The 24,283-nt window shown below is 73.2% G+C and carries 20 protein-coding genes; 14 read left to right on the top strand and 6 right to left on the bottom strand.

The genetic code is table 11. The annotated features are described in order from the left end of the window. Positions 1 to 268: 268 nt before the first annotated feature. The 8 genes from ABD709_RS04080 (at position 269) to ABD709_RS04045 (ending at position 8,966) form a co-directional block, all read left to right on the top strand. A complete protein-coding gene (locus ABD709_RS04080; protein WP_344772554.1) occupies positions 269 to 3,304 on the top strand; it encodes an Rne/Rng family ribonuclease in 3,036 nt (1,011 codons plus the stop codon). A 141-nt stretch (positions 3,305 to 3,445) separates the two neighbouring features. Beyond that, positions 3,446 to 3,826 carry a hypothetical protein gene (locus ABD709_RS04075; RefSeq protein WP_344772552.1) on the top strand — a complete coding sequence of 127 codons (381 nt, stop codon included), beginning with the start codon at positions 3,446 to 3,448 and terminating at the stop codon, positions 3,824 to 3,826. A 230-nt stretch (positions 3,827 to 4,056) separates the two neighbouring features. Further along, positions 4,057 to 4,359, top strand: coding sequence for a 50S ribosomal protein L21 (gene rplU / locus ABD709_RS04070; protein ID WP_344772550.1), 303 nt, complete (start codon positions 4,057 to 4,059; stop codon positions 4,357 to 4,359). Positions 4,360 to 4,401: 42 nt separating this feature from the next. Next, positions 4,402 to 4,662: a 50S ribosomal protein L27 gene (gene rpmA / locus ABD709_RS04065; RefSeq protein WP_344772548.1), complete on the top strand. Its 261-nt coding sequence runs from the start codon at positions 4,402 to 4,404 to the stop codon at positions 4,660 to 4,662. A gap of 77 nt (positions 4,663 to 4,739) precedes the next feature. Further along, positions 4,740 to 6,290 carry a GTPase ObgE gene (obgE, locus tag ABD709_RS04060; RefSeq protein WP_344772546.1) on the top strand — a complete coding sequence of 517 codons (1,551 nt, stop codon included), beginning with the start codon at positions 4,740 to 4,742 and terminating at the stop codon, positions 6,288 to 6,290. Then, entirely contained in the window at positions 6,283 to 7,398 is a 1,116-nt protein-coding gene (proB, locus tag ABD709_RS04055) for a glutamate 5-kinase (RefSeq protein ID WP_344772544.1), read from the top strand. Before obgE ends, proB begins: the two co-directional genes overlap by 8 nt. 24 nt (positions 7,399 to 7,422) lie before the next feature. After that, complete coding sequence (locus tag ABD709_RS04050; protein WP_344772542.1) at positions 7,423 to 7,995, top strand: DUF6801 domain-containing protein; 573 nt, start codon at positions 7,423 to 7,425, stop codon at positions 7,993 to 7,995. Continuing rightward, a complete protein-coding gene (locus tag ABD709_RS04045; protein WP_344773033.1) occupies positions 7,938 to 8,966 on the top strand; it encodes an aldose epimerase family protein in 1,029 nt (342 codons plus the stop codon). Before ABD709_RS04050 ends, ABD709_RS04045 begins: the two co-directional genes overlap by 58 nt. A 7-nt stretch (positions 8,967 to 8,973) precedes the next feature. On the opposite strand, the gene ppk2 is transcribed toward ABD709_RS04045, so the two are convergent. Continuing rightward, positions 8,974 to 9,864: a polyphosphate kinase 2 gene (gene ppk2 / locus ABD709_RS04040; protein ID WP_344772540.1), complete on the bottom strand. Its 891-nt coding sequence runs from the start codon at positions 9,862 to 9,864 to the stop codon at positions 8,974 to 8,976. Positions 9,865 to 9,922: 58 nt separating this feature from the next. Here ppk2 and ABD709_RS04035 point away from each other — a divergent pair, with 58 nt between their 5' ends. Genes ABD709_RS04035 through ABD709_RS04015 form a run of 5 tightly spaced genes read left to right on the top strand, consistent with a single transcriptional unit; the run spans position 9,923 to position 14,937 of the window. Continuing rightward, positions 9,923 to 11,092 carry a cysteine desulfurase family protein gene (locus tag ABD709_RS04035; RefSeq protein ID WP_344772538.1) on the top strand — a complete coding sequence of 390 codons (1,170 nt, stop codon included), beginning with the start codon at positions 9,923 to 9,925 and terminating at the stop codon, positions 11,090 to 11,092. Continuing rightward, positions 11,089 to 12,207 (top strand): tRNA 2-thiouridine(34) synthase MnmA, encoded by a 1,119-nt coding sequence (gene mnmA / locus ABD709_RS04030; protein ID WP_344773031.1) that lies wholly within the window; start codon positions 11,089 to 11,091, stop codon positions 12,205 to 12,207. The genes ABD709_RS04035 and mnmA overlap by 4 nt, the downstream gene beginning before the upstream one ends. Then, entirely contained in the window at positions 12,204 to 13,220 is a 1,017-nt protein-coding gene (locus tag ABD709_RS04025; RefSeq protein ID WP_344772536.1) for a uroporphyrinogen decarboxylase/cobalamine-independent methonine synthase family protein, read from the top strand. Before mnmA ends, ABD709_RS04025 begins: the two co-directional genes overlap by 4 nt. A gap of 44 nt (positions 13,221 to 13,264) precedes the next feature. After that, positions 13,265 to 14,332, top strand: a complete 1,068-nt coding sequence (locus ABD709_RS04020) for a hypothetical protein (protein WP_344772534.1) — start codon at positions 13,265 to 13,267, stop codon at positions 14,330 to 14,332. A gap of 56 nt (positions 14,333 to 14,388) precedes the next feature. Next, the gene (locus ABD709_RS04015; RefSeq protein WP_344772532.1) at positions 14,389 to 14,937 is read left to right on the top strand and encodes a type 1 glutamine amidotransferase domain-containing protein; all 549 of its coding nucleotides are present in this window, start codon (positions 14,389 to 14,391) and stop codon (positions 14,935 to 14,937) included. A 101-nt stretch (positions 14,938 to 15,038) separates the two neighbouring features. On the opposite strand, the gene ABD709_RS04010 is transcribed toward ABD709_RS04015, so the two are convergent. Both ABD709_RS04010 and ABD709_RS04005 read right to left on the bottom strand, forming a co-directional pair. Then, positions 15,039 to 16,703 (bottom strand): MFS transporter, encoded by a 1,665-nt coding sequence (locus tag ABD709_RS04010; protein WP_344772530.1) that lies wholly within the window; start codon positions 16,701 to 16,703, stop codon positions 15,039 to 15,041. Positions 16,704 to 16,734: 31 nt separating this feature from the next. After that, positions 16,735 to 17,340 (bottom strand): TetR/AcrR family transcriptional regulator, encoded by a 606-nt coding sequence (locus ABD709_RS04005; RefSeq protein ID WP_344772528.1) that lies wholly within the window; start codon positions 17,338 to 17,340, stop codon positions 16,735 to 16,737. A gap of 166 nt (positions 17,341 to 17,506) precedes the next feature. Here ABD709_RS04005 and ligA point away from each other — a divergent pair, with 166 nt between their 5' ends. Continuing rightward, positions 17,507 to 19,636, top strand: a complete 2,130-nt coding sequence (gene ligA / locus ABD709_RS04000) for an NAD-dependent DNA ligase LigA (RefSeq protein WP_344772526.1) — start codon at positions 17,507 to 17,509, stop codon at positions 19,634 to 19,636. Here the strand turns inward: ligA and ABD709_RS03995 are convergent. From ABD709_RS03995 to ABD709_RS03985, 3 genes are all read right to left on the bottom strand, one after another. Further along, entirely contained in the window at positions 19,624 to 20,799 is a 1,176-nt protein-coding gene (locus tag ABD709_RS03995) for a hypothetical protein (RefSeq protein WP_344772524.1), read from the bottom strand. The two genes, ligA and ABD709_RS03995, sit on opposite strands and share 13 nt — an antisense overlap. Further along, positions 20,792 to 21,304, bottom strand: coding sequence for a SigE family RNA polymerase sigma factor (locus ABD709_RS03990; RefSeq protein WP_344772522.1), 513 nt, complete (start codon positions 21,302 to 21,304; stop codon positions 20,792 to 20,794). The genes ABD709_RS03995 and ABD709_RS03990 overlap by 8 nt, the downstream gene beginning before the upstream one ends. A 165-nt stretch (positions 21,305 to 21,469) precedes the next feature. Continuing rightward, positions 21,470 to 24,277, bottom strand: coding sequence for an FAD/NAD(P)-binding protein (locus ABD709_RS03985; protein ID WP_344772520.1), 2,808 nt, complete (start codon positions 24,275 to 24,277; stop codon positions 21,470 to 21,472). Positions 24,278 to 24,283 lie beyond the last annotated feature (6 nt).

Here is a 24,283-nt window from a genome sequence, read left to right as displayed (position 1 = left end):
CCACAGGTCGATGCGGCCGCGAACCACACCCAGGATCGCGCCGGTCGATCCGACGACGTTCTCGCCGGGCCGAAACCGCGGTCCGGCACAGTGGAGGGCGACTCGTCGCCAGACGCGACGCGCGAGCGACCGCGGCAGGTGGGGAGCCGTGTTCCGGTGACGCACGCGGAGGAAGTCGTCCCGCAGAAGGCTTACGCCGTCGGTGTGGATTCCCGCCCGGGCGGCGATGACACACCCGGACGCTCGCGGCCGGGTCGAGGAGCAGCACATGGCTGACGACCAGAACGTGAACGCCGACGCCCCGCAGGCGACGACCCCGGACTCCGGGGACGGGGCCGCGGCCGACAAGCCCGCGCCGCGCAAGAAGGCGCCCGCGAAGAAGGCGGCCGCGAAGAAGGCGGCGAGCAAGCCCAGGACCGCCAAGAAGGCCGCTGCGGCACCTGCCGACACGCCCGAGAGCGCCGGCGAGGCTGCCTCGCCCGCGGAGGACGCGCCGAAGAAGGCGGCACCGCGGAAGCGCGCGCCGGCCAAGAAGGCCGCCGCGAAGAAGGCGCCCGCGGACACCCAGGTCGACGCCCCGACCGCCGAGCCGGCGGAGGACGCGTCCGGGCCGGCCACGCTCCCGCTCTTCCAGGCGCCCGAGAAGACAGCACCTCGGAAGCGGGCCTCGAAGGCGGCCGCGACGCCCGACGCCGAGCCGGCGGAGGAGCAGACCGAGGAGCAGGCCGAGCAGAAGGCGCCCACCCGGACCAAGGCCAAGTCCGGCAACCGGCCGGCCAAGGGAGCCAAGGCAGAGAGCGCCGACGGTGCCGGCAAGGCCGGCAGCAAGACCGGCAGCAAGGCCGACGAGAAGACCGAGGCACCCGAGCCGGCCGCCGAGGGCGACGCACGCACCGACGACGAGGACACCGAGGCCGGCGAGGGCGGCACGTCCGCCAGCGGCCGCCGGCGCCGGCGCCGCGGTGGCCGCCGCCGACGCAAGCCGGGCGAGAGCGGCGAGGACGCCCAGGACTCCGACGACGAGGGTCCCGAGGACGAGGCCGAGAAGACCGACGACGGCGACTCCGAGGGCAGCGACGCCGAGGGTGGCGGCGGGTCCTCCTCGTCGCGACGCCGGCGCCGCAGGCGCCGCGAGGGCGACTCGGGCGACGGCGGCGGCGACGACCCGCACAACACCGTCACCCGCGTGCGCAAGCCGCGCTCGGCCGAGGACGAGATCACCGCGGTCGCCGGCTCGACCCGGCTCGAGGCCAAGAAGCAGCGCCGCCGCGAGGGCCGCGAGGCCGGCCGGCGCCGGGCGCCCATCGTCAGCGAAGCCGAGTTCCTGGCCCGTCGTGAGTCCGTCGAGCGGGTGATGGTGGTCCGGCAGCGCGACGAGCTCACCCAGATCGGCGTGCTCGAGGACAAGGTCCTGGTCGAGCACTACGTCGCGCGCGAGTCGCAGACGTCGCTGATCGGAAACGTCTACCTCGGCCGGGTCCAGAACGTGCTGCCGTCGATGGAGGCCGCCTTCATCGACATCGGCAAGGGCCGCAACGCCGTCCTCTACGCCGGCGAGGTCAACTGGTCCGCGCTGGGCCACAAGGAGGGCTCGCCGCGCAAGATCGAGTCCGTCCTGCAGTCCGGCCAGACGATCCTGGTGCAGGTCACCAAGGACCCGATCGGGCACAAGGGCGCCCGGCTCACCAGCCAGGTCAGCCTGGCCGGCCGGTTCCTCGTCTACGTGCCCGACGGCACCACCAGCGGCATCTCGCGCAAGCTGCCCGACACCGAGCGGGCCCGTCTGAAGACCCTGCTCAAGGAGATCGTTCCGGAGTCGGCGGGCGTGATCGTCCGCACGGCTGCGGAGGGCGCCTCCGAGGACGAGCTGACCCGCGACGTCGAGCGGCTCAAGGCCCGCTGGACCGACATCGAGGCCAAGGCGGCCAAGGGCAACGGCCCGCAGCTCCTGTACGGCGAGCCGGACCTCACCCTGAAGGTCGTCCGCGACCTGTTCACCGAGGACTTCGCCAAGCTCGTCGTCCAGGGAGACGACGCCTGGGAGACCGTGCACGACTACGTCGAGCACGTGGCCCCCGACCTGGCCGGCCGGCTCGAGCATTACAAGACCGACGGTGAGGACGGCCGCACGCGACCGGACCTGTTCGCGGCCTACCGGATCGACGAGCAGATCGCCAAGGGCCTCGACCGCAAGGTCTGGCTGCCTTCGGGCGGCTCGCTGATCATCGACCGCACCGAGGCGATGACCGTCATCGACGTCAACACCGGGAAGTTCACCGGCTCCGGAGGCAACCTCGAGGAGACGGTCACCAAGAACAACCTCGAGGCGGCCGAGGAGATCGTCCGCCAGCTCCGGCTGCGCGACATCGGCGGCATCATCGTCGTCGACTTCATCGACATGGTCCTGGAGTCGAACCGCGACCTGGTGCTCCGCCGGCTGGTCGAGTGCCTGGGCCGCGACCGGACCCGCCACCAGGTCGCCGAGGTGACCTCCCTCGGCCTGGTGCAGATGACCCGCAAGCGGATCGGCACCGGCCTGCTCGAGGCGTTCAGCGAGAACTGCCCGCACTGCCAGGGCCGCGGCGTGATCGTGCACGAGCTGCCGGTCGAGCCGCGCCGCGGTGGCGGCGGCGGCGACGAGGAGCCGCGTCGCGGCCGGCGCCGCCGGGGCAAGGGCCAGGGCGACCAGGGCGACGAGGGGCAGGCTGCCAAGCCCGTTCCGTCGCCCAAGGACGTCGCGGCGATGGCGAAGCCGCCGGCCCCCGAGGACGAGGACGCCGAGGACGACGGGCAAGAGGTCGACGCGCAGGATGTCGACGAGCGGGACGTCGACGAGCAGGTCGCGGAGGCGCCGGCCGTCGCGGCCGAGGCCGCGCCGGAGCCCCTCGAGCCCGCCGCCGTCGAGGCCAAGGCGGGCGAGCCCGCGGCCGCTGAGCCGGAGCCCGAGCCCGAGGCCGCCGAGCCGGAGGCCGCCGAACCGGAGGCCGTCGAGCCCGAGGCCGCTGACTCCGAGGCTGCCGAGCCCGAGGCCGCCGAGCCGGAGGAGGCGCCCGCGCCTCCTGCGCCGCCGACCGTGGTCACCCGTACCCGCCGCCGCGCAGCGAGCCGGCCCGCCGGCCCGCCCGCAGCGGCCGCCGCGGCGGAGCCGACCGTCGGTGCGATCGGCAGCCCGCCCGTGGACGGTGCGATCGAGCCCGGGATCGGAGACGTCGACCCCGCGGGCGCCGTGTCACCGGAGGTGCATGCGGAGGAGCCGCACGTCGAGCACGTCCCGATCAAGAAGAAGGGCGCCCGCAAGCGCTGACTCCCGCCCGGTTCGTCGCATTGTTGGCAAAGTCGGCCGCTCGCACCACATTTCGGCACGCCTGAACGGGCCGTGCTTCGATGCGCAGCGGGCCGTGTGAGGCCTTCTCGCGGTCAAGAAGATGCGCCGAAGGGAACATTCATGAAGCTGCTGCCTGCCATCCTGCTCTCAGCCGTCCTCGCCCTCGGGACCGCTGCATGCGGCGACAACAACGACGACAACGGCGGGAGCGGCGGCTCCGGCGACTCCAGCTCGGACAGCGGCGGCGGCAGCGACTCGAGCAACGCCGACGTCAAGGCCTACTGCGACGCGGTCAAGGACTACGTCGACAAGGTCAACGCGGCCGTCAAGTCCAAGGACGTCTCGCAGCTCACCGACCTCCAGTCCGAGTCCCAGGACCTGACGGACAAGGCGACCGCCCTGAGCACGGCCAACCTCAGCGCCGACGACGCGCAGGAGGTGGCCGACTGCACCAAGGAGGCCACCGACGCGCTCAGCGACCTGAGCTCGATCGGCCAGTAGCCGCAGTACCCACCGGTCACCGCTCCTGCCGCGCCGGCGGGGGCGGTGACCGGCGTTTTGCGGCCCGGGCGCAGCGTCCGTAGTATTGATCGTCGGTGCGCCCCAGGCGTGCCGTTCTGCTGGCACCCGGCGCCGGCTCCTCCTCGACCGAGGCGGGCCGCGACGTGACGTGCTGCGGACACAAGAGTTTGACCCCGTGCTTGACGGCCAGGACTACTAAGGAGACCGCGGTGTACGCGATCGTGCGCGCAGGCGCGAAGCAGGAGAAGGTCGCTGTCGGCGACGTCATCGAGATCGACAAGGTCTCCACGCCGGTCGGTGACACCCTGACCCTGCCCGTGGTCATGGCGGTCGACGGCGAGACCGTCACCACCACCGGCCTCGACAAGGCCGCCGTCACCGTCGAGGTGCTCGGCGCCACCAAGGGCCCCAAGATCGTCATCCAGAAGTACAAGAACAAGACCGGTTACAAGAAGCGCCAGGGTCACCGCCAGAAGTACACCCAGGTCAAGGTCACCGACATCAAGCTCTGAGCCTGCTCCACCGGCAGCTCGACACACCGAAGGACTGAAGAGATGGCACACAAGAAGGGCGCGGCGTCCACCAAGAACGGCCGCGACTCCAACGCCCAGCGCCTCGGCGTGAAGCGGTACGGCGGCCAGGTCGTCAACGCCGGCGAGATCATCGTCCGCCAGCGCGGCACCCACTTCCACCCGGGCTCGGGCGTCGGCCGTGGCGGCGACGACACCCTGTTCGCGCTGGTGCCCGGCGCGGTCGAGTTCGGCAGGAAGCGCGGCCGCAAGGTCGTCAACATCGTCCCGGCGGACGTCAGCTGACGCTCCGCACAGCGATTCGTGGAAGGGCGTCCCGCGTGGGCGCCCTTCTTCCATTTCCTCACTGAGAGACTCCACCCATGGCTGTTCCCACCTTCGTCGACCGGGTCGCGCTGCACGTCGCAGCGGGGCGGGGCGGGAACGGTGTCGCGTCGGTCCACCGGGAGAAGTTCAAGCCGCTCGGCGGTCCCGACGGCGGCAACGGCGGGCCCGGCGGCTCGGTGATCCTGCGGGTCGACCCCGACGTCACCACGCTCGTCGACTACCACCACAGCCCCAAGCGCAAGGCCGAGTCCGGCGGGCACGGGGCGGGGGACCACCGCAACGGCGCGCACGGCGCCGACCTGGTGCTGCCGGTGCCGGACGGGACGGTCGTCGCGCTCCCGAACGGCGACGTGCTGGCCGACCTGGTCGGGCCCGGCACCGAGATGATCATCGCCCAGGGCGGGAAGGGCGGCCTCGGCAACGCCTCGCTCGCGTCCCGGACGCGCAAGGCCCCCGGGTTCGCGCTGCTCGGCGAGCCCGGCGACGAGCTCGAGATCGTGCTCGAGCTCAAGGTCGTCGCCGACATCGGCCTGGTCGGCTTCCCGAGCGCCGGCAAGTCGAGCCTGATCGCGGCGATCTCCCGGGCCCGGCCCAAGATCGCCGACTACCCGTTCACGACCCTGGTGCCGAACCTCGGTGTCGTCTCCGCCGGCGACACGACGTTCACCGTCGCCGACGTCCCCGGCCTGATCGAGGGCGCCGCCGAGGGCAGGGGTCTGGGCCACGACTTCCTCCGTCACATCGAGCGCTGCGCGGCCCTCGTGCACGTCCTGGACACCGCCACCCTGGAGCCCGGCCGCAACCCGGTCGACGACCTCGACGTCATCGAGGACGAGCTGCGCCGCTACGGCGGGCTCGAGGACCGCCCCCGCCTGGTCGCGCTGAACAAGGTCGACGTGCCCGACGGCCGCGACATCGCCGGCATGGTCGTCGACGAGCTCCGGGCGCGGGACCTGCGGGTCTTCGAGATCTCGGCCGCCTCGGGCGAGGGAACCCGCGAGCTGGTCTACGCGATGGCCGAGATCGTGCAGGCGGCCCGCGCCGCGAAGGCGACCGTGGAGACCAAGCGGATCGTGCTGCGGCCCAAGAGCGTCGGGGCCGACGAGTTCACGGTCACCAGGACGGGTGCCGGCTGGCGGGTGCGCGGCCAGAAGCCGGAGCGGTGGGTCCGGCAGACCGACTTCAGCAACGACGAGGCCGTCGGCTTCCTCGCCGACCGCCTCAACCGGCTCGGTGTGGAGACCCGGCTCCTGCAGGCGGGCGCCGAGGAGGGCGACGCCGTGCTCATCGGCCCGGCCGACGACTACGTGGTCTTCGACTTCAAGCCCGGCATCGACGCCGGGGCCGAGAACCTCTCGCGCCGTGGCGAGGACGCCCGGCTCACCGAGGACCGCCCGGCGGCCCAGCGACGCCGCCAGATCCAGGAGGCGCTGCCCGAGCGCGCTGAGACCGAGACCCGCGCCGACGTGGCGCGGCGGATCGACCGTCCGGAGGAGTACGGCCCGCAGGCCTACGAGATCGGGTCGGCGGACGACCCGGATTTCATGTCCGACGACGGGTGGGACGAGGACTTCCCCGGTGAATGACCGGCAGGTCGTGGCGGACGCCCGCCGGATCGTGGTCAAGGTCGGCTCGTCCTCGCTGACGACGGCCGAGGGCGGCATCGATCCCGCCCAGGTGAGCGCGCTGGTCGCCGTACTGGCCGAGGCGCGCTCGCGGGGAGCCGAGGTCGTCCTCGTGTCCTCCGGCGCGATCGCGGCGGGCCTGGCGCCGCTCGGCCTGCGCAGGCGGCCGCGTGCACTCGCCGCGCAGCAGGCGGCGGCGTCGGTCGGGCAGGGACTGCTCGTGCACCGCTACACCGAGGAGCTCGCCCGGCACGGGCTGACCGCCGGCCAGGTGCTGCTCACCCTCGACGACGTCACCCGGCGCTCGCACTACCGCAACGCGCAGCAGACCTTCACCAAGCTCCTCGAGCTCGGCGTGATCCCGATCGTCAACGAGAACGACACGGTGGCGACGACCGAGATCCGGTTCGGTGACAACGACCGGCTGGCGGCGCTGGTCGCGCACCTGGTCCGCGCGGACCTGCTGGTGCTGCTGTCCGACGTCGACGGGCTGTACGACGGCCCGCCGCACCGGCCCGGAGCCCGGCTGATCGCCGAGGTGCGCACCGATGCCGACCTCGACGGGGTCCGGGTCGGTTCGACCGGAGCCGCCGGCGTCGGCACCGGGGGGATGACGACCAAGGTCGAGGCCGCGCAGATCGCCACCGGCGCGGGCATCCCGGTCGTGCTGACCTCCGCCGAGCACGCCGCGGCGGCGCTGGCGGCACAGCCGGTCGGCACGCTCTTCCACGCCACGGGCAAGCGGCGCCCGACCCGGCTGCTGTGGCTGCGGCACGCGACCGAGGCGAAGGGCACCGTCGTGCTCGACGCCGGAGCCGTGCGCGCGGTCGTCGAGCGCAGGGCCTCCCTGCTCGCCGCGGGGATCACCGGGGTCGACGGTGGCTTCGTGGCCGGCGACCCGGTCGAGCTGGTCGGCCCGGACGGCGCCGTGGTGGCCCGCGGCCTGGTGAACTTCGACGCGGCCGAGCTGCCCGCGCTGCTCGGCCGCTCCAGCAAGGAGCTCAAGCGCGACCTCGGCCCGGGCTACGAACGTGAGGTGGTTCACCGCGACGACCTCGTCGTCCTCTGACGCGAGAGGCGCTAACGTCCGAGCATGCGTGCTCCCCGTCTGATCGTGCTCGCCCTGCTCGCCGCGCTCGGCATCTCTGTCCTCGTCGCTCCGTCGCCCGCGTCGGCGGTCACCCGGACGCTGCGGACGACGTACCTCTGCGAGGTGAACGGCAACAGCGCCCACGTGCGGGCCCGGATCCGGGTGGACCTGCCACGGCAGCTGCACAAGGGCGACCGGATGCATGCCCGCCGCGTGAACGTGCGGCTGGTGCTGCCGGCGAGCATCGTGGACTACATGCGCGGCCTCGGGGGACGGTCCGTCGAGGGCACGAGCTGGGACGCCTTCTACCGGGTCGAGTCCCACCAGCGGCAGATCAAGCGGCTGCGGGTCCCGGACACCGACATCCCGTCCTCGGGACCGATGGTGCTGCACGCGCACGGCCGGGCGGTGGGCTACCGGTTCCGCCACACCGGAACCTTCCCCCTGCACGCCGGTCACGCGTTCACGACGCACGCCACGATCCACCGCGGGCTCGGCGACCTGACCTCGACGATGGGCTGCAGCGTGGTCCTCGGCTCGCCGACGCGGATCGGGACGATCCGCGTGGTCCGCTGAGTCCGGTCCGCGTACGGCGCGAGCCGTACGGCGAGACCGCCGCCGGCGCGCCGGTCGAGCGCTGGTGGGTCGAGGGGGACCGGCTCCGGCTCGCGGTGCTGACCTACGGGGCCCGGCTGCAGTCGCTCGTGGTCCCCGACAGGGACGGCCGCGCCGGTGACGTGCTCCTGGCCCTGCCGGACCTGGCCGCCTACGAGAGCGACGAGACCTACACCGGCGCGACCGTCGGGCGGTTCGCCAACCGGATCGCGCACGGGCGGTTCGTCCTCGACGGGCACGAGCACCGGGTGCCGGTCAACGACCGCGGTCACGCGCTGCACGGTGGCCCCGGCGGCTTCCACCAGCGGGTCTGGTCGGCGGAGCCGGTCGGGGGCGGGGTGCGCCTGTCGCTGGCCAGCCCCGGCGGCGAGATGGGCTTCCCGGCAGGGCTGGTGGCCACGACGACGATCACCGTCGCCGGCGAGGAGGTCGCGATCGAGCACGGCGCGACGGCGGACGCCCCGACCGTCGTCAGCCTCACGCAGCACCCCTACTTCGCGCTCGGCGGCCCGGTCGCGGACCAGCGCCTCCAGGTCGCCGCGTCCCGGTACCTCCCGGTCGACGACGGGTCGATCCCGCTCGGGGACCTGGCCCCGGTCGAGGGCACCGGCTTCGACGTCCGCGCGGAGACCGAGGTCGACGGCTCGACGTACGACCACTGCTGGGTCCTGGACGACCCGGGAGCCGGTCCGGCCGCCCGGCTCAGCGACCCGGCGAGCGGCCGGGTCGTGGAGCTGTCCACCGACCGACCGGGGCTGCAGGTCTACACCGGTGACGCGCTGCCGGCACCGCGGACCGGCCTCGCGCTCGAGGCCCAGGCGTTCCCGGACACCCCCAACCACCCCGAGTGGCCGACGTACGGCGACAGCGTCCTCCGGCCGGGCGAGACCTGGTCGGCGGTGACCAGGTGGCGGTTCACCACGGACGCCTGAGCGGTGCTCAGTCGCCGACCGCGTCGATGCCGCGCTGGACGATGAGCGGGTCGGGGCTGCCGACCACCGCGGGGTCCTTGCCGTCGTACTCGAAGCGGGAGAGGAAGTAGCGCATCGCGTTGACCCGGGCGCGCTTCTTGTCGTTGCTCTTGACCGTCGTCCAGGGCGCGTAGTCGGTGTCGGTCTGCCGGATCATCGCCTCCTTGGCTGCGGTGTAGTCGTCCCACTTGTCCAGCGACTGGATGTCGATGGGGGAGAGCTTCCACTGCCGGACCGGGTCGACCTGGCGGATGATGAACCTGGTCCGCTGCTCGGACTGGGTGACGGAGAACCAGAACTTGGTGAGCGAGATGCCGCTGTCCACGAGCATCTTCTCGAAGAGCGGGACCTGGGTCATGAACCGCTCGTACTCGTCGTCCTCGCAGAAGCCCATCACCCGCTCGACGCCGGCGCGGTTGTACCAGGACCGGTCGAAGAGCACGATCTCGCCGGCGGTCGGCAGGTACTGCACGTAGCGCTGGAAGTACCACTGGTTGGACTCGCGGTCGCTCGGCTTGGTCAGCGCGACCGTCCGGGCGTAGCGCGGGTTGAGGTGCTCCATGAACCGCTTGATGGTGCCGCCCTTGCCGGCCGCGTCGCGGCCCTCGAAGAGCAGCACGTGCTTGCTGCCGGTGGCGTTGACCCAGTTCTGCAGCTTGAGCAGCTCGACCTGCAGGAGGTACTTCGTCTCGTCGTACTCGTCCCGGGACATCCGGTCCGCGTAGGGGTAGTTCTCGCGCCAGGTGTCCACCGCCCGGCCTTCGGCATCGAGCAGCACGGGGTCGTCGTCGTGGTCCTCCCCGATCGTGTGACCCTCGATCTGGAGCTTGTCGATGTACTCGCGGACGTCCTGCAGCATGCTGTGCAGGCTAGGGGAGGCGGTTGAACGCGGGGTGACGCCGTACGCTGGGTCCGTCATGAGCACGCCGGTCTACCTCGACCACGCCGCGACCACGCCGATGGTCCCCGCGGCGGTCGACGCGATGACGGCCCACCTCCGTGAGCCGGGCAACCCGAGCTCGCTGCACGCGTCGGGCCGCCGGGCGCGCCGGATCGTCGAGGAGTCGCGGGAGACGATCGCCCAGGCGCTCAACTGCCGGCCCGGCGAGGTGGTCTTCACCTCCGGTGGCACGGAGGCCGACAACCTCGCGGTCAAGGGCCTCTACTGGTCGCGCCGGGCCGCGGACGACGTACGGCGCCGGCTGCTCGCGACCTCCGTCGAGCACCACGCCGTGCTCGACCCGCTGCACTGGCTGGCGGAGCACGACGACGCCGACCTCGAGCTGGTCCGGGTCGACGAGCTCGGCCGGCTCGACCTCGACGCGCTCGCGGCCAGCATCGAGCGGGACCCCTCGACGGTTGCCCTGGTGACGGTGATGTGGGCCAACAACGAGGTCGGCACGACGCAGCCGGTGACCCGCGTCGTCGAGATCGCCGCCGCGCACGGCATCCCCGTCCACACCGACGCCGTCCAGGCGCTCGGCGCGGTGCCGGTCGACTTCGCCGCGTCCGGCGTCGACGCGATGTCGCTGTCCGGCCACAAGGTCGGCGGCCCGCAGGGCGTCGGCGCGCTGGTCGTGCGCCGGGAGATCGAGCTGACCGCGCTGATGCACGGCGGCGGGCAGGAGCGCGACGTCCGCAGCGGCACGCTCGACGTACCGGCCATTGCCGGTTTCGCGGCGGCCGTCGAGGTCGCGGTGAAGGAGCAGGCCGAGCGCGCGGCCCGGGTGGCCGAGCTGCGCGACCACCTGGTCGCCGAGATGCGCCGGGTGGTCCCGGATGCCGTGCTCAACGGCGACCCCGCCCACCGGCTGCCCGGCAACGCCCACTTCAGCTTCCCGGGCTGCGAGGGCGACTCGCTGCTGATGCTGCTCGACGCCCGGGGCATCGAGTGCTCCACCGGATCGGCGTGCTCGGCCGGCGTGCCCCAGCCCTCCCACGTGCTGCTCGCGATGGGCCGCGACGAGGAGGGCGCCCGCAGCTCGCTGCGGTTCACCCTCGGTCACACCAGCACCGAGGCCGACGTCACCGCGCTGGTCGAGGCGATCGGCCCGTGCGTGGAGCGAGCCAGGGCCGCACGGGCATGAGGGTGGTCGCCGCGATGAGCGGCGGCGTGGACTCGGCCGTCGCCGCCGCCCGTGCCGCTGAGGCCGGTCACGACGTGACCGGGATCCATCTCGCGCTGTCCAGGAACCCGAAGTCCTACCGGTCGGGCGCCCGGGGCTGCTGCACCATCGAGGACGCCAACGACGCGCGGCGGGCGGCCGACGTGATCGGCATCCCGTTCTATGTCTGGGACCTGTCCGACCGCTTCCACGAGGACGTGGTCGAGGACTTCATGGCCACCTACGCCGCCGGCCGCACGCCGAACCCGTGCCTGCGGTGCAACGAGAAGATCAAGTTCGCCGCCGTGCTCGACCGGGCGCTGGCGCTCGGCTTCGACGCCGTGGCGACCGGGCACTACGCGCGGCTCGAGAACCGACCGGACGGCGTACCGGAGCTGCACCGCGCCGTCGACGACGGCAAGGACCAGTCCTACGTCCTCGGGGTGCTCGACGAGCGGCAGCTGCGGCACTCGCTGTTCCCGCTCGGCGACACCCCGAAGAGCGAGGTGCGCGAGGAGGCGGCGCGACGGGGGCTGCTGGTCGCGGACAAGCCGGACAGCCACGACATCTGCTTCGTCGCCGACGGCGACAACGCGGGCTGGCTGCGCGAGAAGCTCGGGGAGCGGGCCCCCAACCACGGCGGCGAGATCGTCGACGACGAGAGCGGCGAGGTCCTCGGGAGGCACGGCGGGACCTACGGGTTCACGATCGGCCAGCGCAAGGGGCTCCGGATCGGCCGGCCGGCCGCCGACGGGCGGCCCCGCTACGTCCTCGACATCGAGCCGGTGTCCGGCACCGTGCGGGTCGGTCCGCACGAGCGGCTCGCGGTGACGTCGATCCGCGGCGAGCAGCCGCGCTGGTGCGGGCCCGCACCGGCCGCGGGCACCCGGCTCGACGGTCCGGACGTGACGGTGCAGCTGCGCGCCCACGGTGCCGAGCACCGTGCGGTGGTCGCGGTCGCCGAGGACGGGATGGACATCGAGCTGCTCGACCCGGCCCACGGCATCGCGCCCGGCCAGGCGGCGGTCGTCTACGACGGCACGCGCGTCGTGGGGTCGGCGACGATCACGGCTGCCGAGCGGGCCAGAGCCTCGTGAGGGCCACCGGGATCGGCTCGTTCCCCGGAGACACGCAGCGCGACTTCGACGAGGCGCTCGCGGTGGTGGTCGGTGAGCTGGCCGGCGAGCACGGGCTGCCGTTCGTCCCCGAGGTACCGGGTCGCGGCGCGGCCGCCGGGATGATCGGCCGGACCGTCGGGCTGCTCGGCGAGCTGGACGCCGACCTGCAACCGGCCGGGTGGCGGCTGACCGGCACCTCCGGCGCGCCCGCGGTCGACCAGCGCCGCGCCAGGAGCCTGCTCGCGCAGGACCTCGATGCCGTCGAGGAGCAGACCGAGGACTACCGCGGCGGCTTCAAGACGCAGCTCACCGGGCCGTGGACGCTCGCGGCGACCGTCGAGCGCCCCCGCGGGGACCGGGTGCTCGCCGACCACGGGGCCCGGCGCGACCTCGCCCAGGCGCTGGCGGCGGCGGTCACCGACCACGTCGCCGACCTTCGCCGCCGGCTGCCGGGCGCCGCCCCGCTGGTCGTGCAGCTCGACGAGCCGGCACTGCCCGCTGTGCTGGCCGGCTCGGTGCCCACGGCGTCCGGCTTCGGCAGGCACCGCACCGTGCACCCGCCCGAGGCCAGCGAGGCGCTCGGCTGGGTCCTGGGCGCGGTGCGGGACGCCGGTGCGGAGCCGTGGGTGCACTGCTGCGCCCCGGACGCGCCGCTGACCCTGCTGCGGGGGGCCGGCGCCCGCGGGCTGGCGGTCGACCTCGGCCTGGTGCCCGCCGGCGGCCACGACGTGCTCGCCGAGGCGCTGGAGGCGGGGGACTCCGTGGTCCTGGGCGTCGTGCCGACGTCCGAGCCGTCCGCGCCGCCCACCGAGAAGTCGGTCGTCGAGGGCGTCCTGCGCTGGCTCGACCTGGTCGGCCTCGACCTCGAGCAGGTGGCGGGCTCGCTGCTGGTCGCGCCCACCTGCGGGCTCGCGGAGGCCGGTGGTGCGTGGGCCCGGCGCGCGCTCGGGCTGGCGGCGAGCGCGGCGCGCTCGCTGGGCGAGGGCCGGTAGCCGCCCGTCCACCGCGGACGGGGCGGTCGCGAAAGGAGTCTCGGGTGTCGAAGCGGGTCCTGCTGGTCGTGCTCGGAGCGGTCGTCGTCCTCGGCCTCGCCGCCGCCGGTGGCGCCTGGTGGGTGAGCCGGCCGGACACCTCGCCGGCCCCCGCCACCAAAGAGGCGCTCGCCGCGGTCGCGGTCGACGTGCTGGGGATCTCGCCGTCGTCCTACGAACCGAACCCGGGTTACGACGTCCCCGAGCCGCTCGGCGTCGAGGTCAACTGGCACCCCGGCGGGTCGTCCGACGCGCACTACCTCCACCTCCGGGTCGGACCGGCGCAGCCCGCTCCGGCGCGGTGCACGCCGTACTACTCCTGCGCCGAGTGGACGGTCGGCGACGGCACGATGTACCTCCGCTGGCAGGAGGAGCAGCCGGAGGAGGACCCCGGCATCCTGGTGCTGACCTACGCGATCCACGGCGAGGACCGCACCGTCGTCTACGCCGGCCAGCAGATCCGTCGCGACCCGCGCGAGCAGGACGACCTTCCCGTCACCATCGACGACCTCGAACGGCTGGTCACCGACGACCGGTTCTCGGCCACGACGACCCAAGAGATGGTCGAAACGGACCTCCCGAAGTGGCCGGACGACGAGGCCGCCGCGGCCGAAGCCGTCCCGACGACGCCGGGCGTGCTCGCGCAGTGGATGCGCGAGGACGGCGCGACGCAGCCGCGGAGCGCCGGGCCGATCGGCACGGAGAAGTCCGGCGACCGCGCCGTCGGCGTGGAGCTCCGCTCGTCCGACCACACGACGTCGCTGGTGGTCGTCGCAGCCGATGCGGCCCGCGTGCCGACCTGCGGCCCCGGCTGGCACTGCCGGACCAGGCGCGGGGTGACGACCGGCTGGCGGCAGGGCGTGGCGATCATGCTTCGCGAGAGCCGGGACTCCGTCGTCCTCGGGACCGTGCGCTCGAACACGATCGTCGGCGGCCTGCCCGAGCCGTCGTGGGAGTTCGGGCGCGCGGGCCGGGACTTCGAGTCGCTGGTCCGGGGCTTCGCGAGCTACGGGCTCACCACGACGCGGGGGTACGCCGAGGGGGTCCGGCCGGTGCGGGGGCTCGTGGAATAGCAGTCCGGCGACGGGGTACTTGGACAGGCGTTCAGCAGCCCTTGGAGGAGGACCCCATGACCCACCTGACCGGCAAGCGCGTCGCGATCATCGCGAGCGACTACTTCGAGGAGGCGGAGCTGGTCACTCCGCGCGACGCCCTGCGCGAGGGCGGCGCCGAGGTGAAGGTCTACTCGCCGACCGGGGAGCCGATCCAGGCGATGCAGGGCGACGTCGAGCAGACGCAGAAGGTCGAGGTGGACGGCAGCCTCGACGACGTGGTCGTCGACGAGATCGACGCGCTCGTCGTGCCCGGTGGCACCGTCAACGCCGACCACCTGCGGACGGACACCACCGCCCAGAAGCTGGTGCGCCAGGCCGCCGGCGCCGGCAAGCCGCTCGCCGTGATCTGTCACGGTCCGTGGCTGCTGGTGTCCGCCCACCTCGTCGAGGGTCGCCGGCTGACCAGCTGGCCGAGCCTCGCGGACGACGTACGCAATGCCGGAGGCTCGTGGATCGACGACGAGGTCGTGATCGACGACTACCTCATCACCAGCCGCAAGCCCGACGACCTCCCCGCCTTCGTCGAGGCCATCTCGACCGCCCTGGCCGGCGCTCGCGTGTAACCCGAGCCGGTGCGCGAGACGCCGCGAGTCGGCAGAAGTTCGCAGTATGTGTGCGAGCTTCTGCCGACTCGACGGTCGTACGGCGAGCGCGTCGCCAGGAGTCAGGCGACGGGCAGCGCCGCCTCGGGTGCGTCCGTGGCCAGCTCCGTGTGCTTCACGTTGAGGAAGGTCCAGATCACGCCGGAGGCGACGATCATGAGGACGGCCGCGACCATGAAGGCGTGCACCGCCCCGTCGGGGAAGCTGCCCTGGAAGAGCGCAGCGTGCAGGAACGTCACGTCCGTGCCCGGCACGGTCGCGGCGGGGTCGACACCCGCCTTCTGCAGGCCGGTCGCGACCGGTCCGGCGAGAGCGGCCGACGTGCCGTTGAAGTAGTGCAGCGCCACGGTGCTCAGCGTGGCCACGCCCAGCGCGCCGCCCACCTGCTGCATCGTGTTGAGCACGCCCGAGCCGATGCCCGAGTCGGCCGCCTCGATGTGGTGCATCGCGGTCTGCATCATCGGCACGAAGGTCGAGCCCATGCCGATCGACATCAGGACCACCCACGGGAAGATGTGCGCCCAGTAGCTCAGGTCGCTGCCGATCGCCTGGTTGCTGCCCACCGCCCGCAGGACGTCGGCCGCCGAGTTGTCGACCGAGATCCGCGAGAACATGAACAGCGAGACCGCGGCGAGCAGGGTGCCGGTGCCCGCGATGTAGCGCGGGGCGATCCTGCCCACGAGGTTCGAGGAGATGCCGGCGCCGATCACGATGCCGAACGAGAACGGCAGGAACGCGAACCCGGCGTGCAGGGCGCTGTAGCCCATGATCTGCTGGATGAACTGGCTGAGGTAGAAGAACATCGCCATCATCGCTGCCGGCGCGATCGCCATCGCGATGAAGCTCGTGGCCCGGGTGCGGTTGGCGAAGATCCGGATCGGCAGCAGCGGGTGCTCGACCTGCGACTCGATCCGGATGAACGCGACGAGCAGGACGAGTCCGGCGGCGAGCGAGGCGATGGTCTGCCAGCTGTCCCAGCCGTAGTCCGCCTGGCCCGCGCGGGACAGGCCGAAGACGATGCCGAGCAGGCCCAGGGTGCCGGTGACGGCGCCCGGGACGTCGAGCTCGCCGTGGTGGGTCTCGGACTCCTTGAGCACGCGGGGCGCGAGCGCGGCGGCGGCGAGGCCGATCGGGGTGTTGATCAGGAAGGTCAGCCGCCAGCCGCTCACGTCGAGGCCGAAGACGGCGTCGAGGTCGGTGAGGTAGCCGCCCAGGATCAGGCCGATCGCGGCGCCGACGCCCGACATGGTGGCGTACGCCGCCATGGCGCGGCTGCGCTGCGGGCCGGCCGGGAAGGTCGTCGTGATCAGCGCGAGCGCTGCGGGCGCGGCGAGGGCCGCGCCGACGCCCTGGAGGGCCCGCGAGCCGAGCAGCATGGCCTCGTTCTGGGCGAGGCCGCCGAGCAGCGAGGCGATCGCGAAGGTCGCCAGTCCGAGGATGAACAGCCGGCGCCGGCCGTAGAGGTCACCGAGGCGGCCGCCGAGCAGCAGCAGGCCGCCGAACGCGAGGGCGTAGCCGGTGACGATCCAGGTCAGGTTCGCCTGGGAGATCGCCAGGTCGGTGCCGATGTAGGGGAGCGCGATGTTGGCGATGGTGCCGTCGAGCACCACCATCAGCTGCGCGGTGAGGATGAGCGCGAGGGCCAGGCCCGGGTGCGCGCTCTTGGGCGTCGCGTCGACCTCGTCCACCCGGTTCTGGGCAGGGTCGAGCGCTTCGACGTCGGTCATGAGAGTTCCTTTGCGGGTGCGAGGAGGGATGTCAGCCGCGGGTCACGGCAGGAAGGATCACCAGGTCGATCACCTTGGTGACCAGCTCGGCGGTGGGCGGCTCCCCGAGGAGGAACGCCCGGTGCAGACAGATGCCCGGGAGGGCTGCGGTGATGAGGTCGAGGTCGATGTCCGAGCGGATCTCGCCGCGGTCGATGGCCCGCTGGAAGATCCCCTCGGTGATGTGCTTCTTGGGGCCGATGAAGTCGCGGCGGAAGGCCTCCGCGAACTCCTCGTCCCGGCTGATGGCGGTGATGACGCTGCCGAGGATCGCCATCTGCTGGGGGTCGGTGATGCCGCCCATCCCGCAGAAGACGCTGAGCAGGTCACCCCGCAAGGTGCCGGTGTCGGCAGCGACGATCGGCGCCTTGTCGTGGATCAGCGCGTCGATGACCAGCTGCGCCTTGCCGCTCCACCGCCGGTAGAGCGTCGCCTTGGACGCCTTGGCGCGGGTGGCGACCGCATCCATCGTCAGCCGGTCGTAGCCGACCTCGGAGAGGATGTCGAGGGTCGCGTCGAGGATCTCCTGCTCACGCTCGCCCTCGACGCGGGGTCGGGTGAGCGAGGCGAGGGCTTCCTTGGCACGAGCGGGGGACATGACGACCTCTCAGAATGAAACGGAACTGTTTCGTTTCGTCAGACAGTACGGAACGGTTTCGTTCTATGCAAGTCCTTCTCCGGACTTCTTCGTTCCGACCCTGCCACTGCGCACCGACATCCGTGCTGTCCTCGTGCTGTCGGTGGCGCACGGCAAGATGGGGCCCATGAGCGACGCCCGTCCGGCCCAGGTCGACACCCAGGTTGAGGCAGCCCCGCCGGAGGCCCGCGAGGAGCACCGCACCCTCGTCGAGGCCGTCGAGGACGCGCGCTGGCGCTACTACGTGCTCGACGACCCGACCCTCTCCGACGCCGACTTCGACACGAGGATGCGCCGGCTCGAGGAGCTCGAGGAGCGCTACCCCGAGCTGCGGACGCCGGACTCGCCGACGCAGAAGGTCGGCGGCGCGGTGTCCACCGACTTCCGGGCGGTCGACCACCTGCGCCGGATGGAGAGCCTCGACAACGCGTTCTCCTTCGAGGAGCTGGAGTCGTGGTACGCGCGGCTGGGGCGCGACGGCATCGAGGCTCCCGAGCTGCTGTGCGAGCTCAAGGTCGACGGGCTCGCGATCAACCTGCTCTACGAGAAGGGCCGGCTGGTCCGCGCGCTGACCCGCGGCGACGGGCGCACCGGCGAGGACGTCACCCCCAACGTGAGGACGATCGCCGACGTACCGCACCGGCTCACGCCGACCGAGGAGTTCCCGGTCCCGGACCTGATCGAGGTGCGCGGCGAGGTCTTCCTGCCACCGGCGGCCTTCGAGCGGCTGAACGCGTCCCTGGTCGAGGCGGGCAAGCCGATGTTCGCCAACCCGCGCAACTCGGCCGCGGGGTCGCTGCGCCAGAAGGACCCCAAGGTCACCGCGACCCGCGAGCTCGGCATGGTCTGCCACGGCATCGGTGCCCGCGAGGGGTTCGAGCCGACGGCGCAGTCCAAGGCCTACGACGCCCTGCGCGCGTGGGGCCTGCCGACCAGTGAGCGGGTCCGGGTGCTGCCGACCCTCGCCGAGGTCGAGAAGTTCATCGCCTACTACGGCGAGCACCGCCACGACGTGACCGAGCACGAGATCGACGGCGTCGTGATCAAGGTCGACGACGTCGCGCTGCAGCGGAGGCTGGGGTCGACCAGCCGGGCGCCGCGGTGGGCGATCGCCTACAAGTACCCGCCCGAGGAGGTCAACACCAAGCTCTTGGAGATCCGCGTGAACGTCGGCCGCACCGGCCGGGTGACCCCGTTCGGGGTCATGGAGCCGACGAAGGTCGCCGGCTCGACCGTGGAGCGTGCCACCCTGCACAACGCCTACGAGGTCAAGCGCAAGGACGTCCGGCCCGGCGACACCGTGATCCTGCGCAAGGCCGGTGACGTGATCCCCGAGATCCTGGGGCCGGTGCTGGCGCTCCGGCCCGAGGGTCTGCCCGCGTGGGTGATGCCGACCGAGTGCCCCTCGTGCGGCACCACCCTCGCCGAGCAGAAGGAGGGCGACAAGGACCTGCGCTGCCCCAACACCCGCAGCTGCCGGGCGCAGGTGCTCGAGCGGGTCTACCACGTCGCCAGCCGCGGCGCGTTCGACATCGAGGGCCTGGGCTCCGAGGCCGCCTACGCGCTGGTCGAGGCGGGCGTCGTCGAGAACGAGGGTGACGTGTTCTCGCTGACCGCCGAGAAGCTGCTGAAGGCCCCGCTCTTCACCCGGGCACCCAAGAAGGGGGAGGACGGGCCGCAGCTGACGGCCAACGCGGTCGGCCTCCTCGCGAACCTGGGTGAGCGCAAGCAGGTCCCGCTGTGGCGGGTCCTCGTCGCCCTCTCGATCCGCCACGTCGGCCCGACCGCGGCGCGCGCGCTCGCCACCGAGTTCGGCTCGATGGAGGCGATCCGTGCCGCCACCGAGGGGCAGCTCGCCGATGCCGAGGGAGTGGGGCCGACGATCGCCGAGGCGGTGATCGAGTGGTTCGCCGTCGACTGGCACCGCGCGATCGTCGACAAGTGGCAGGCCGCCGGGGTGGCGATGGAGGACGAGCGCGACGCGTCCGTCGCCCGCACCCTCGAAGGCCTCACCGTCGTGGTCACCGGGTCGCTCGAGGGCTTCAGCCGCGACGAGGCCAAGGAGGCGATCCTCGCTCGCGGCGGGAAGGCCGCGGGATCGGTGTCCAAGAAGACCGACTACGTCGTCGTCGGCGAGAACGCCGGCTCCAAGGCGGCGAAGGCCGAGGAGCTGGGGCTGACGATCCTCGACGAGGCCGGCTTCGTCACGCTGATCGAAGCCGGCCCCGCGGGGATCGGATCAGCTCAGGACTCGTAGACGCGTCCGCCGAGCCGGACCTCGGCCGGGTCGGGCGCCGGTTCGCAGTCGCCGGTGCTCGCCTCGCCGTGCTTGCCGATCCTGACCGGGCATGCCGGCTCGTTCTGCGCGCCGTCGGAGTCCGGCACGTCGACGTCGGTCGTGGCGCAGTCGCCGGTCACGGAGTCGCAGGTGGTGAGCTTGCCGCCGGCGACCTTGAACAGGTCGCCGTCCGCGGTCCAGCCCCAGTCGTAGGCAGCGCCGGGCACGCTCACGTGCGAGCCGGTGGCCACGTCGTAGACGTCGGAGGGCGTCGGCTTGCCGCTCATGCCCGCGTCCTCGTCGACCACTATGGCGAACCGCCCGTCCGGGGACAGGTCGAGCGAGCCGTTGGCCGCGACGTCGAGGAGCGTCTTCCCGGTGGCGAGGTCGGTGACCTCGAGGTGGCCGGCACTCGCGGAGGTCGCGTGGCCGCCCGCGACCTCCCAGATCGAGCTGAGGTCGGAGGGCCCGACGTCGCCGGTGCGCCACTGCACGGCGTACGTGTCCCCGTCGTAGCCGTCCTGGACGTACGCCGTGTCTCCGTCGAGCGCGACGGGGAACCAGTTGCCCTTCGTGTCCCCGACGTCGACGCGCGCGGCCTCGCGGTCCGCCGTCACGTCGTACACGACCAGCTGGAGCGTGCCGTCGACGTTCTGGCCGTAGACCACGTAGGGCTGCGCCGGGTCGGTGGCGTGGACCGTCTCCTCGGTGACCAGCCCCAGCGGGTGCACGGTGCCGTCGGGGGAGACCAGCGAGAACCGCTGCGGGCCGCCGCCGTCGCTCCAGGAGTTGTTTCCGTGCCGCACCAGCACGCCCGCGGACGTGTAGTAGATCGACTTGACGGCCTTGTCGTCGATCTCGGCGGTGTGACCGTCCCCGAAGTACAGCGTGGTGCCGACGGTGAACGTGGGCGCCGAGCCCGTCGTCGCGGCGGGGTCGGCGGCCGTGCCGGAGTCGCCGCCGGTGAGCGCCGCCACGCCGCCGATCGCCACCACCGCGGCAGCAGCGGCCGCGATGCCGACCAGCCCCTGGCGACGACGCCGTAGGCCGCGGGCGCGGTGGAGGATCGCGCCGGCCGGCGGCGCCGGGACGTCGAGCCCGTCGGCCTCCTCGACCAGCAGGTCGTTCAGTCGTTCAGTCATGGGTTGCTCCGATCGGGAGGACGGCCTCACCCAGCAGGGTGCGGAGCCGTTCGATGGCAGCGGAGGTCTGGCTCTTCACCGTGCCCTCGGTGACGCCGAGGGCGGTGGCGACCTGCGCGATGCTGAGGTCTTCGTAGTAGCGCAGCACGATCACCGCTCGCTGCCGCGGCGGCAGCTGCGCGAGGGCGTCCAGCACGGTGGGCCGGGTGCTCGGGTCGGTCTCGTGCCCGGCGTCGGGGAGCACCAGCGTGGGCTGCTCGTTGCGCCAGCCCTTCTTGCGGAACCAGGAGGACGCGGTGTTGACGAGCGTCGTCCTGGCGTAGCCGGGTGCGGCCTCGATGCTGCGGACCCGGCGCCAGTTGGCGTAGGTCTTCGCGAGCGCCGTCTGGACGAGGTCCTCGGCCTCGGCGGCGTCGCCGAGCATGAGGTACGCCGTCCGGTACAGCCCCGCCCAGCAGGCGTGCACGAGCTCGCTGAACTCGTCGTCGGTGGGTGGTCGTGACATCGGCACTTCCCTTCGTCGGTCACCCTGACAGATGCCGCGGGAGGGTGCGGGGGTTGGGCGCCGGTGCAGATTTCCCAAGGGATGCAGGAAAGCCTGCGCTCCCCACGCCGTACAACCATGGGGAAGCGCAGATGTCGCTACATCCCTTGGGGAACCTGCGCGACCTCAGGCGGTGACGCCGGCGCCGGCGTCGACCGCGACGCCGGTGCCGAGGGAGAGGGCGTCCCGGCGACGGTCGTCGAGGGGGGAGGGGCGGCGGTCGAGCCGGCCGTCGAGCAGGGCCCGGGCGGCGTCGGTGTCGCCGGCGTTCACCAGGCAGAGCAGCAGCGTCTCCTCGACGACCTCGCGCTGGGCCGCGGAGCCGCCGACGGTGACCAGCTCCGGGAGGGTCGTGGCGAGCGTGCGAGCGGCGTCGGCCCAGCGGTCCTCGCAGGCCGCGGCGAGGCCGTAGCAGACCGAGGCCACGACACGTCGGGTCGGCGCCTCGGTGGCGCCGCGGCACCAGGCGGCGAGCGCGTGCAGGCGCGCGACGTCGCCGGCGGCGGCGTGGGCGAGCGCGGCGTGCAGGGCGGTGAACGGCGTACCGGGCCGGTCCAGCAGCTCCGGGTCGGTGGCCAGCAGGACCGGCTGCACGGGTGGCACGGCCTCGGTCGGGTCCCAGGCGCTCGTCGTCACCTGCCAGCGCCACAGCAGCGACGCCGAGTCGACGAGGGCGCGGACGCCGGTGACGGCCGGCGGCGCGAGCTGGGAGTAGTAGCGGCGGCGCACGGCCTCGGTGTCGCCGAGGGCCAGCTCGTGGAGGGCCGCGTGCCAGGAGAAGTGCGCGCGGTGGTCGGCCGATCGGCCGCTCTCGGCGACCCAGTGGTCGAGCCACTCCCGGCCGGTCGCGTGCTGCCCGGTCTCGTACAGCACGTGGGTCATCGCGTGCACGGCGTGACCGGACGACGGCTCGCACGACAGCGCGCTCTCGGCGAGGAGCCCGCCCTCGTCGAAGCGGGACTGGTCCTGGCGGATGAAGGCGAGCAGCGAGATGTACCACCAGTGGTCGCCGTACGCCGGCGCCAGCCGCTCCACCAAGTCCCAGACGTCGCGCTGGACGTCGATGATCCCCGAGAAGGCGATGGTCGGCACGGCGGCGGAGACCGCGAGCACGTCGCGCGGATGCTCGTCGATGTGCCGCAGCAGTGCCCGGGCACCCGAGCGGCGCGGGTCGCGCACCCGGCGGCCGACCAGGTCGACGAGGCTGCGCTCGCGGTCGTCGCCGCGCTTGCGGACCGCGGCGCGGGCGGCGGCGAGCGAGGCCTTCACGTCGCCGGCGGCGCCGGCCTCGTGGGCCAGCATCGCCAGCGCGGCGTGCGCGGCCGCGAAGCCCGGGTCGAGCTGGGTCGCCTCGCGGATCAGCTGCTCGCCGCCACTCTGCAGGCGCATCACCCGCTCGAGGCCGGTGTTGTACGCCGCCGCGGCCTCCGCCGTCGTGGAGATCGGCAGGCCGAGCGGGTCGCGCGGCCGGGCCACGGGGTGGGTGCCCGGGACGAGGCTCCCGTCCGCGAGCCGGCGGGGGAACGGCGCGACGGCGTGCAGCACGTCGGCGGCGAGGGCGAGTGCCTGGGTGCGGATCTCGGGGACGGCCGTGGACTCCCAGAGCTCGCCGCGGCGCAGCGCGCCCAGCGTCCACAGCGGCGCGTCCGGCCGGCCGTGCTCGCCGACGAGCCGGCCGTTCGCCGTACGCACGCCCATCCCTGCGGTCGCGACGGTCGCCAGCGCCCGGCCGTCCCGGGGTCGGAGCAGGTCGTCGAGGAACGGGTCGCCCAGGGTGCGCACGTCGAGCCGCGGACCGGTGCAGTTGACGACCCAGCCGACGTCGAGCGCGCGGCCGCCGAGCGTGACCCGCAGCCCGCCACGGGGGAGGGGCTCGGCGTCGAGCACCTCGCCCGCGCCGACCGTGAGCCGGCCGGTCCGCCGCAGCTCGCGCACGGTCGAGTCCGAGGACGGCGCCATCCGGTGGCGCAGCACGTTCCACGCACCCGCGTCCCGGGCGAGGAACGCGCGACGGTCGTCCTCGTCGAGCCGGCCCCACAGCGTCGCGAGGCGGAACCGGAGCCCGTCGACCGCCGGTCGCCAGTCACCGGTGGCGCGGCGGACGCCGGCGATGTGCTCGGCGGCGCGCTCGCGGTGCCCGTCCAGGCTGCTGCCCCAGTCGTCGACCTCGGGGATCGCGGCGGGCCGCAGCGCCGGAGCGTGCCCGTGCGGCAGCCGGCCGTTGCGGGAGACCGCGTGCACGACCCGGTCGGGCGCGCCGTGCGCGCCGTCGGAGCAGTCGGCGAGGCTGAGCGTGACGTCGACCATGGTCAGGCCGGTGCCCACCAGCAGCACGTCGGTCGGCGCGGTCCGGGACCGGCGTACGACGTCCAGCGCACCGGGCGCCCAGGGGTCGGGGACGAAGAACGCCGAGTCGCGCAGGCTCTGCGGCGCCCAGTCGTGACCGGCCGCCGGCAGCCCGGTGGCCACGACCACCGCGTCGGCCACCAGCTCACCGCCGTCGGCCAGGGTGACGGCGGCGCCGCGCTCGAGCAGGCGCGCGCCTGTCGCCCGCGTGCGCCGGTGCGCCACCGTCACCCCATCGGCCTGCCCGATGGCCTCGGCGAGCGTGTCGTCGAGGTAGCAGGCCCACTCGCGCCGCGGCGCGAAGTCGTAGGTGTCCCCGCTCCGCCCGTGGCGCCGGCGCCACGCGACGAAGTGGCTCGGGTCCTGGGGGAGCGCGCTCATCCCGGCGGCCGGGACGTTGAGCAGGTGCCGGTCGTCGACCGTGCCGAACGCCGTCCCGCGGGCCCACCGGTCGGCGGGGTCCACGAGGACGACCTCGACCGCGGTCGAGCGCCGGCCGGCCTCCCGGACCAGGTGCAGCGCCGTCAAGCTGCCGGCGGCGCCGGCCCCGACGATCACGACCCGGGGACGCCGGCTCGACCTGCTCATCCGCGC

The organism is Nocardioides panacisoli, assembly GCF_039537325.1.
In the GTDB taxonomy this organism is placed as follows: Bacteria; Actinomycetota; Actinomycetes; order Propionibacteriales; family Nocardioidaceae; genus Nocardioides; species Nocardioides panacisoli.
Note: the sequence above shows the minus strand (reverse complement) of the source record. Positions and strands in the feature narration are given on the sequence as shown.

What these genes read in the sequence shown, in the direction of transcription:
- ABD709_RS04080 (WP_344772554.1), top strand. Translation starts at nt 269, where the DNA reads ATGGCTGACGACCAGAACGTGAACGCCGACGCCCCGCAGGCGACGACC.
- ABD709_RS04075 (WP_344772552.1), top strand. Translation starts at nt 3,446, where the DNA reads ATGAAGCTGCTGCCTGCCATCCTGCTCTCAGCCGTCCTCGCCCTCGGG.
- rpmA (WP_344772548.1), top strand. Translation starts at nt 4,402, where the DNA reads ATGGCACACAAGAAGGGCGCGGCGTCCACCAAGAACGGCCGCGACTCC.
- obgE (WP_344772546.1), top strand. Translation starts at nt 4,740, where the DNA reads ATGGCTGTTCCCACCTTCGTCGACCGGGTCGCGCTGCACGTCGCAGCG.
- ABD709_RS04050 (WP_344772542.1), top strand. Translation starts at nt 7,423, where the DNA reads ATGCGTGCTCCCCGTCTGATCGTGCTCGCCCTGCTCGCCGCGCTCGGC.
- ppk2 (WP_344772540.1), bottom strand. Translation starts at nt 9,864, where the DNA reads ATGCTGCAGGACGTCCGCGAGTACATCGACAAGCTCCAGATCGAGGGT.
- ABD709_RS04035 (WP_344772538.1), top strand. Translation starts at nt 9,923, where the DNA reads ATGAGCACGCCGGTCTACCTCGACCACGCCGCGACCACGCCGATGGTC.
- mnmA (WP_344773031.1), top strand. Translation starts at nt 11,089, where the DNA reads ATGAGGGTGGTCGCCGCGATGAGCGGCGGCGTGGACTCGGCCGTCGCC.
- ABD709_RS04015 (WP_344772532.1), top strand. Translation starts at nt 14,389, where the DNA reads ATGACCCACCTGACCGGCAAGCGCGTCGCGATCATCGCGAGCGACTAC.
- ABD709_RS04010 (WP_344772530.1), bottom strand. Translation starts at nt 16,703, where the DNA reads ATGACCGACGTCGAAGCGCTCGACCCTGCCCAGAACCGGGTGGACGAG.
- ABD709_RS04005 (WP_344772528.1), bottom strand. Translation starts at nt 17,340, where the DNA reads ATGTCCCCCGCTCGTGCCAAGGAAGCCCTCGCCTCGCTCACCCGACCC.
- ligA (WP_344772526.1), top strand. Translation starts at nt 17,507, where the DNA reads ATGAGCGACGCCCGTCCGGCCCAGGTCGACACCCAGGTTGAGGCAGCC.
- ABD709_RS03995 (WP_344772524.1), bottom strand. Translation starts at nt 20,799, where the DNA reads ATGACTGAACGACTGAACGACCTGCTGGTCGAGGAGGCCGACGGGCTC.
- ABD709_RS03990 (WP_344772522.1), bottom strand. Translation starts at nt 21,304, where the DNA reads ATGTCACGACCACCCACCGACGACGAGTTCAGCGAGCTCGTGCACGCC.
- ABD709_RS03985 (WP_344772520.1), bottom strand. Translation starts at nt 24,277, where the DNA reads ATGAGCAGGTCGAGCCGGCGTCCCCGGGTCGTGATCGTCGGGGCCGGC.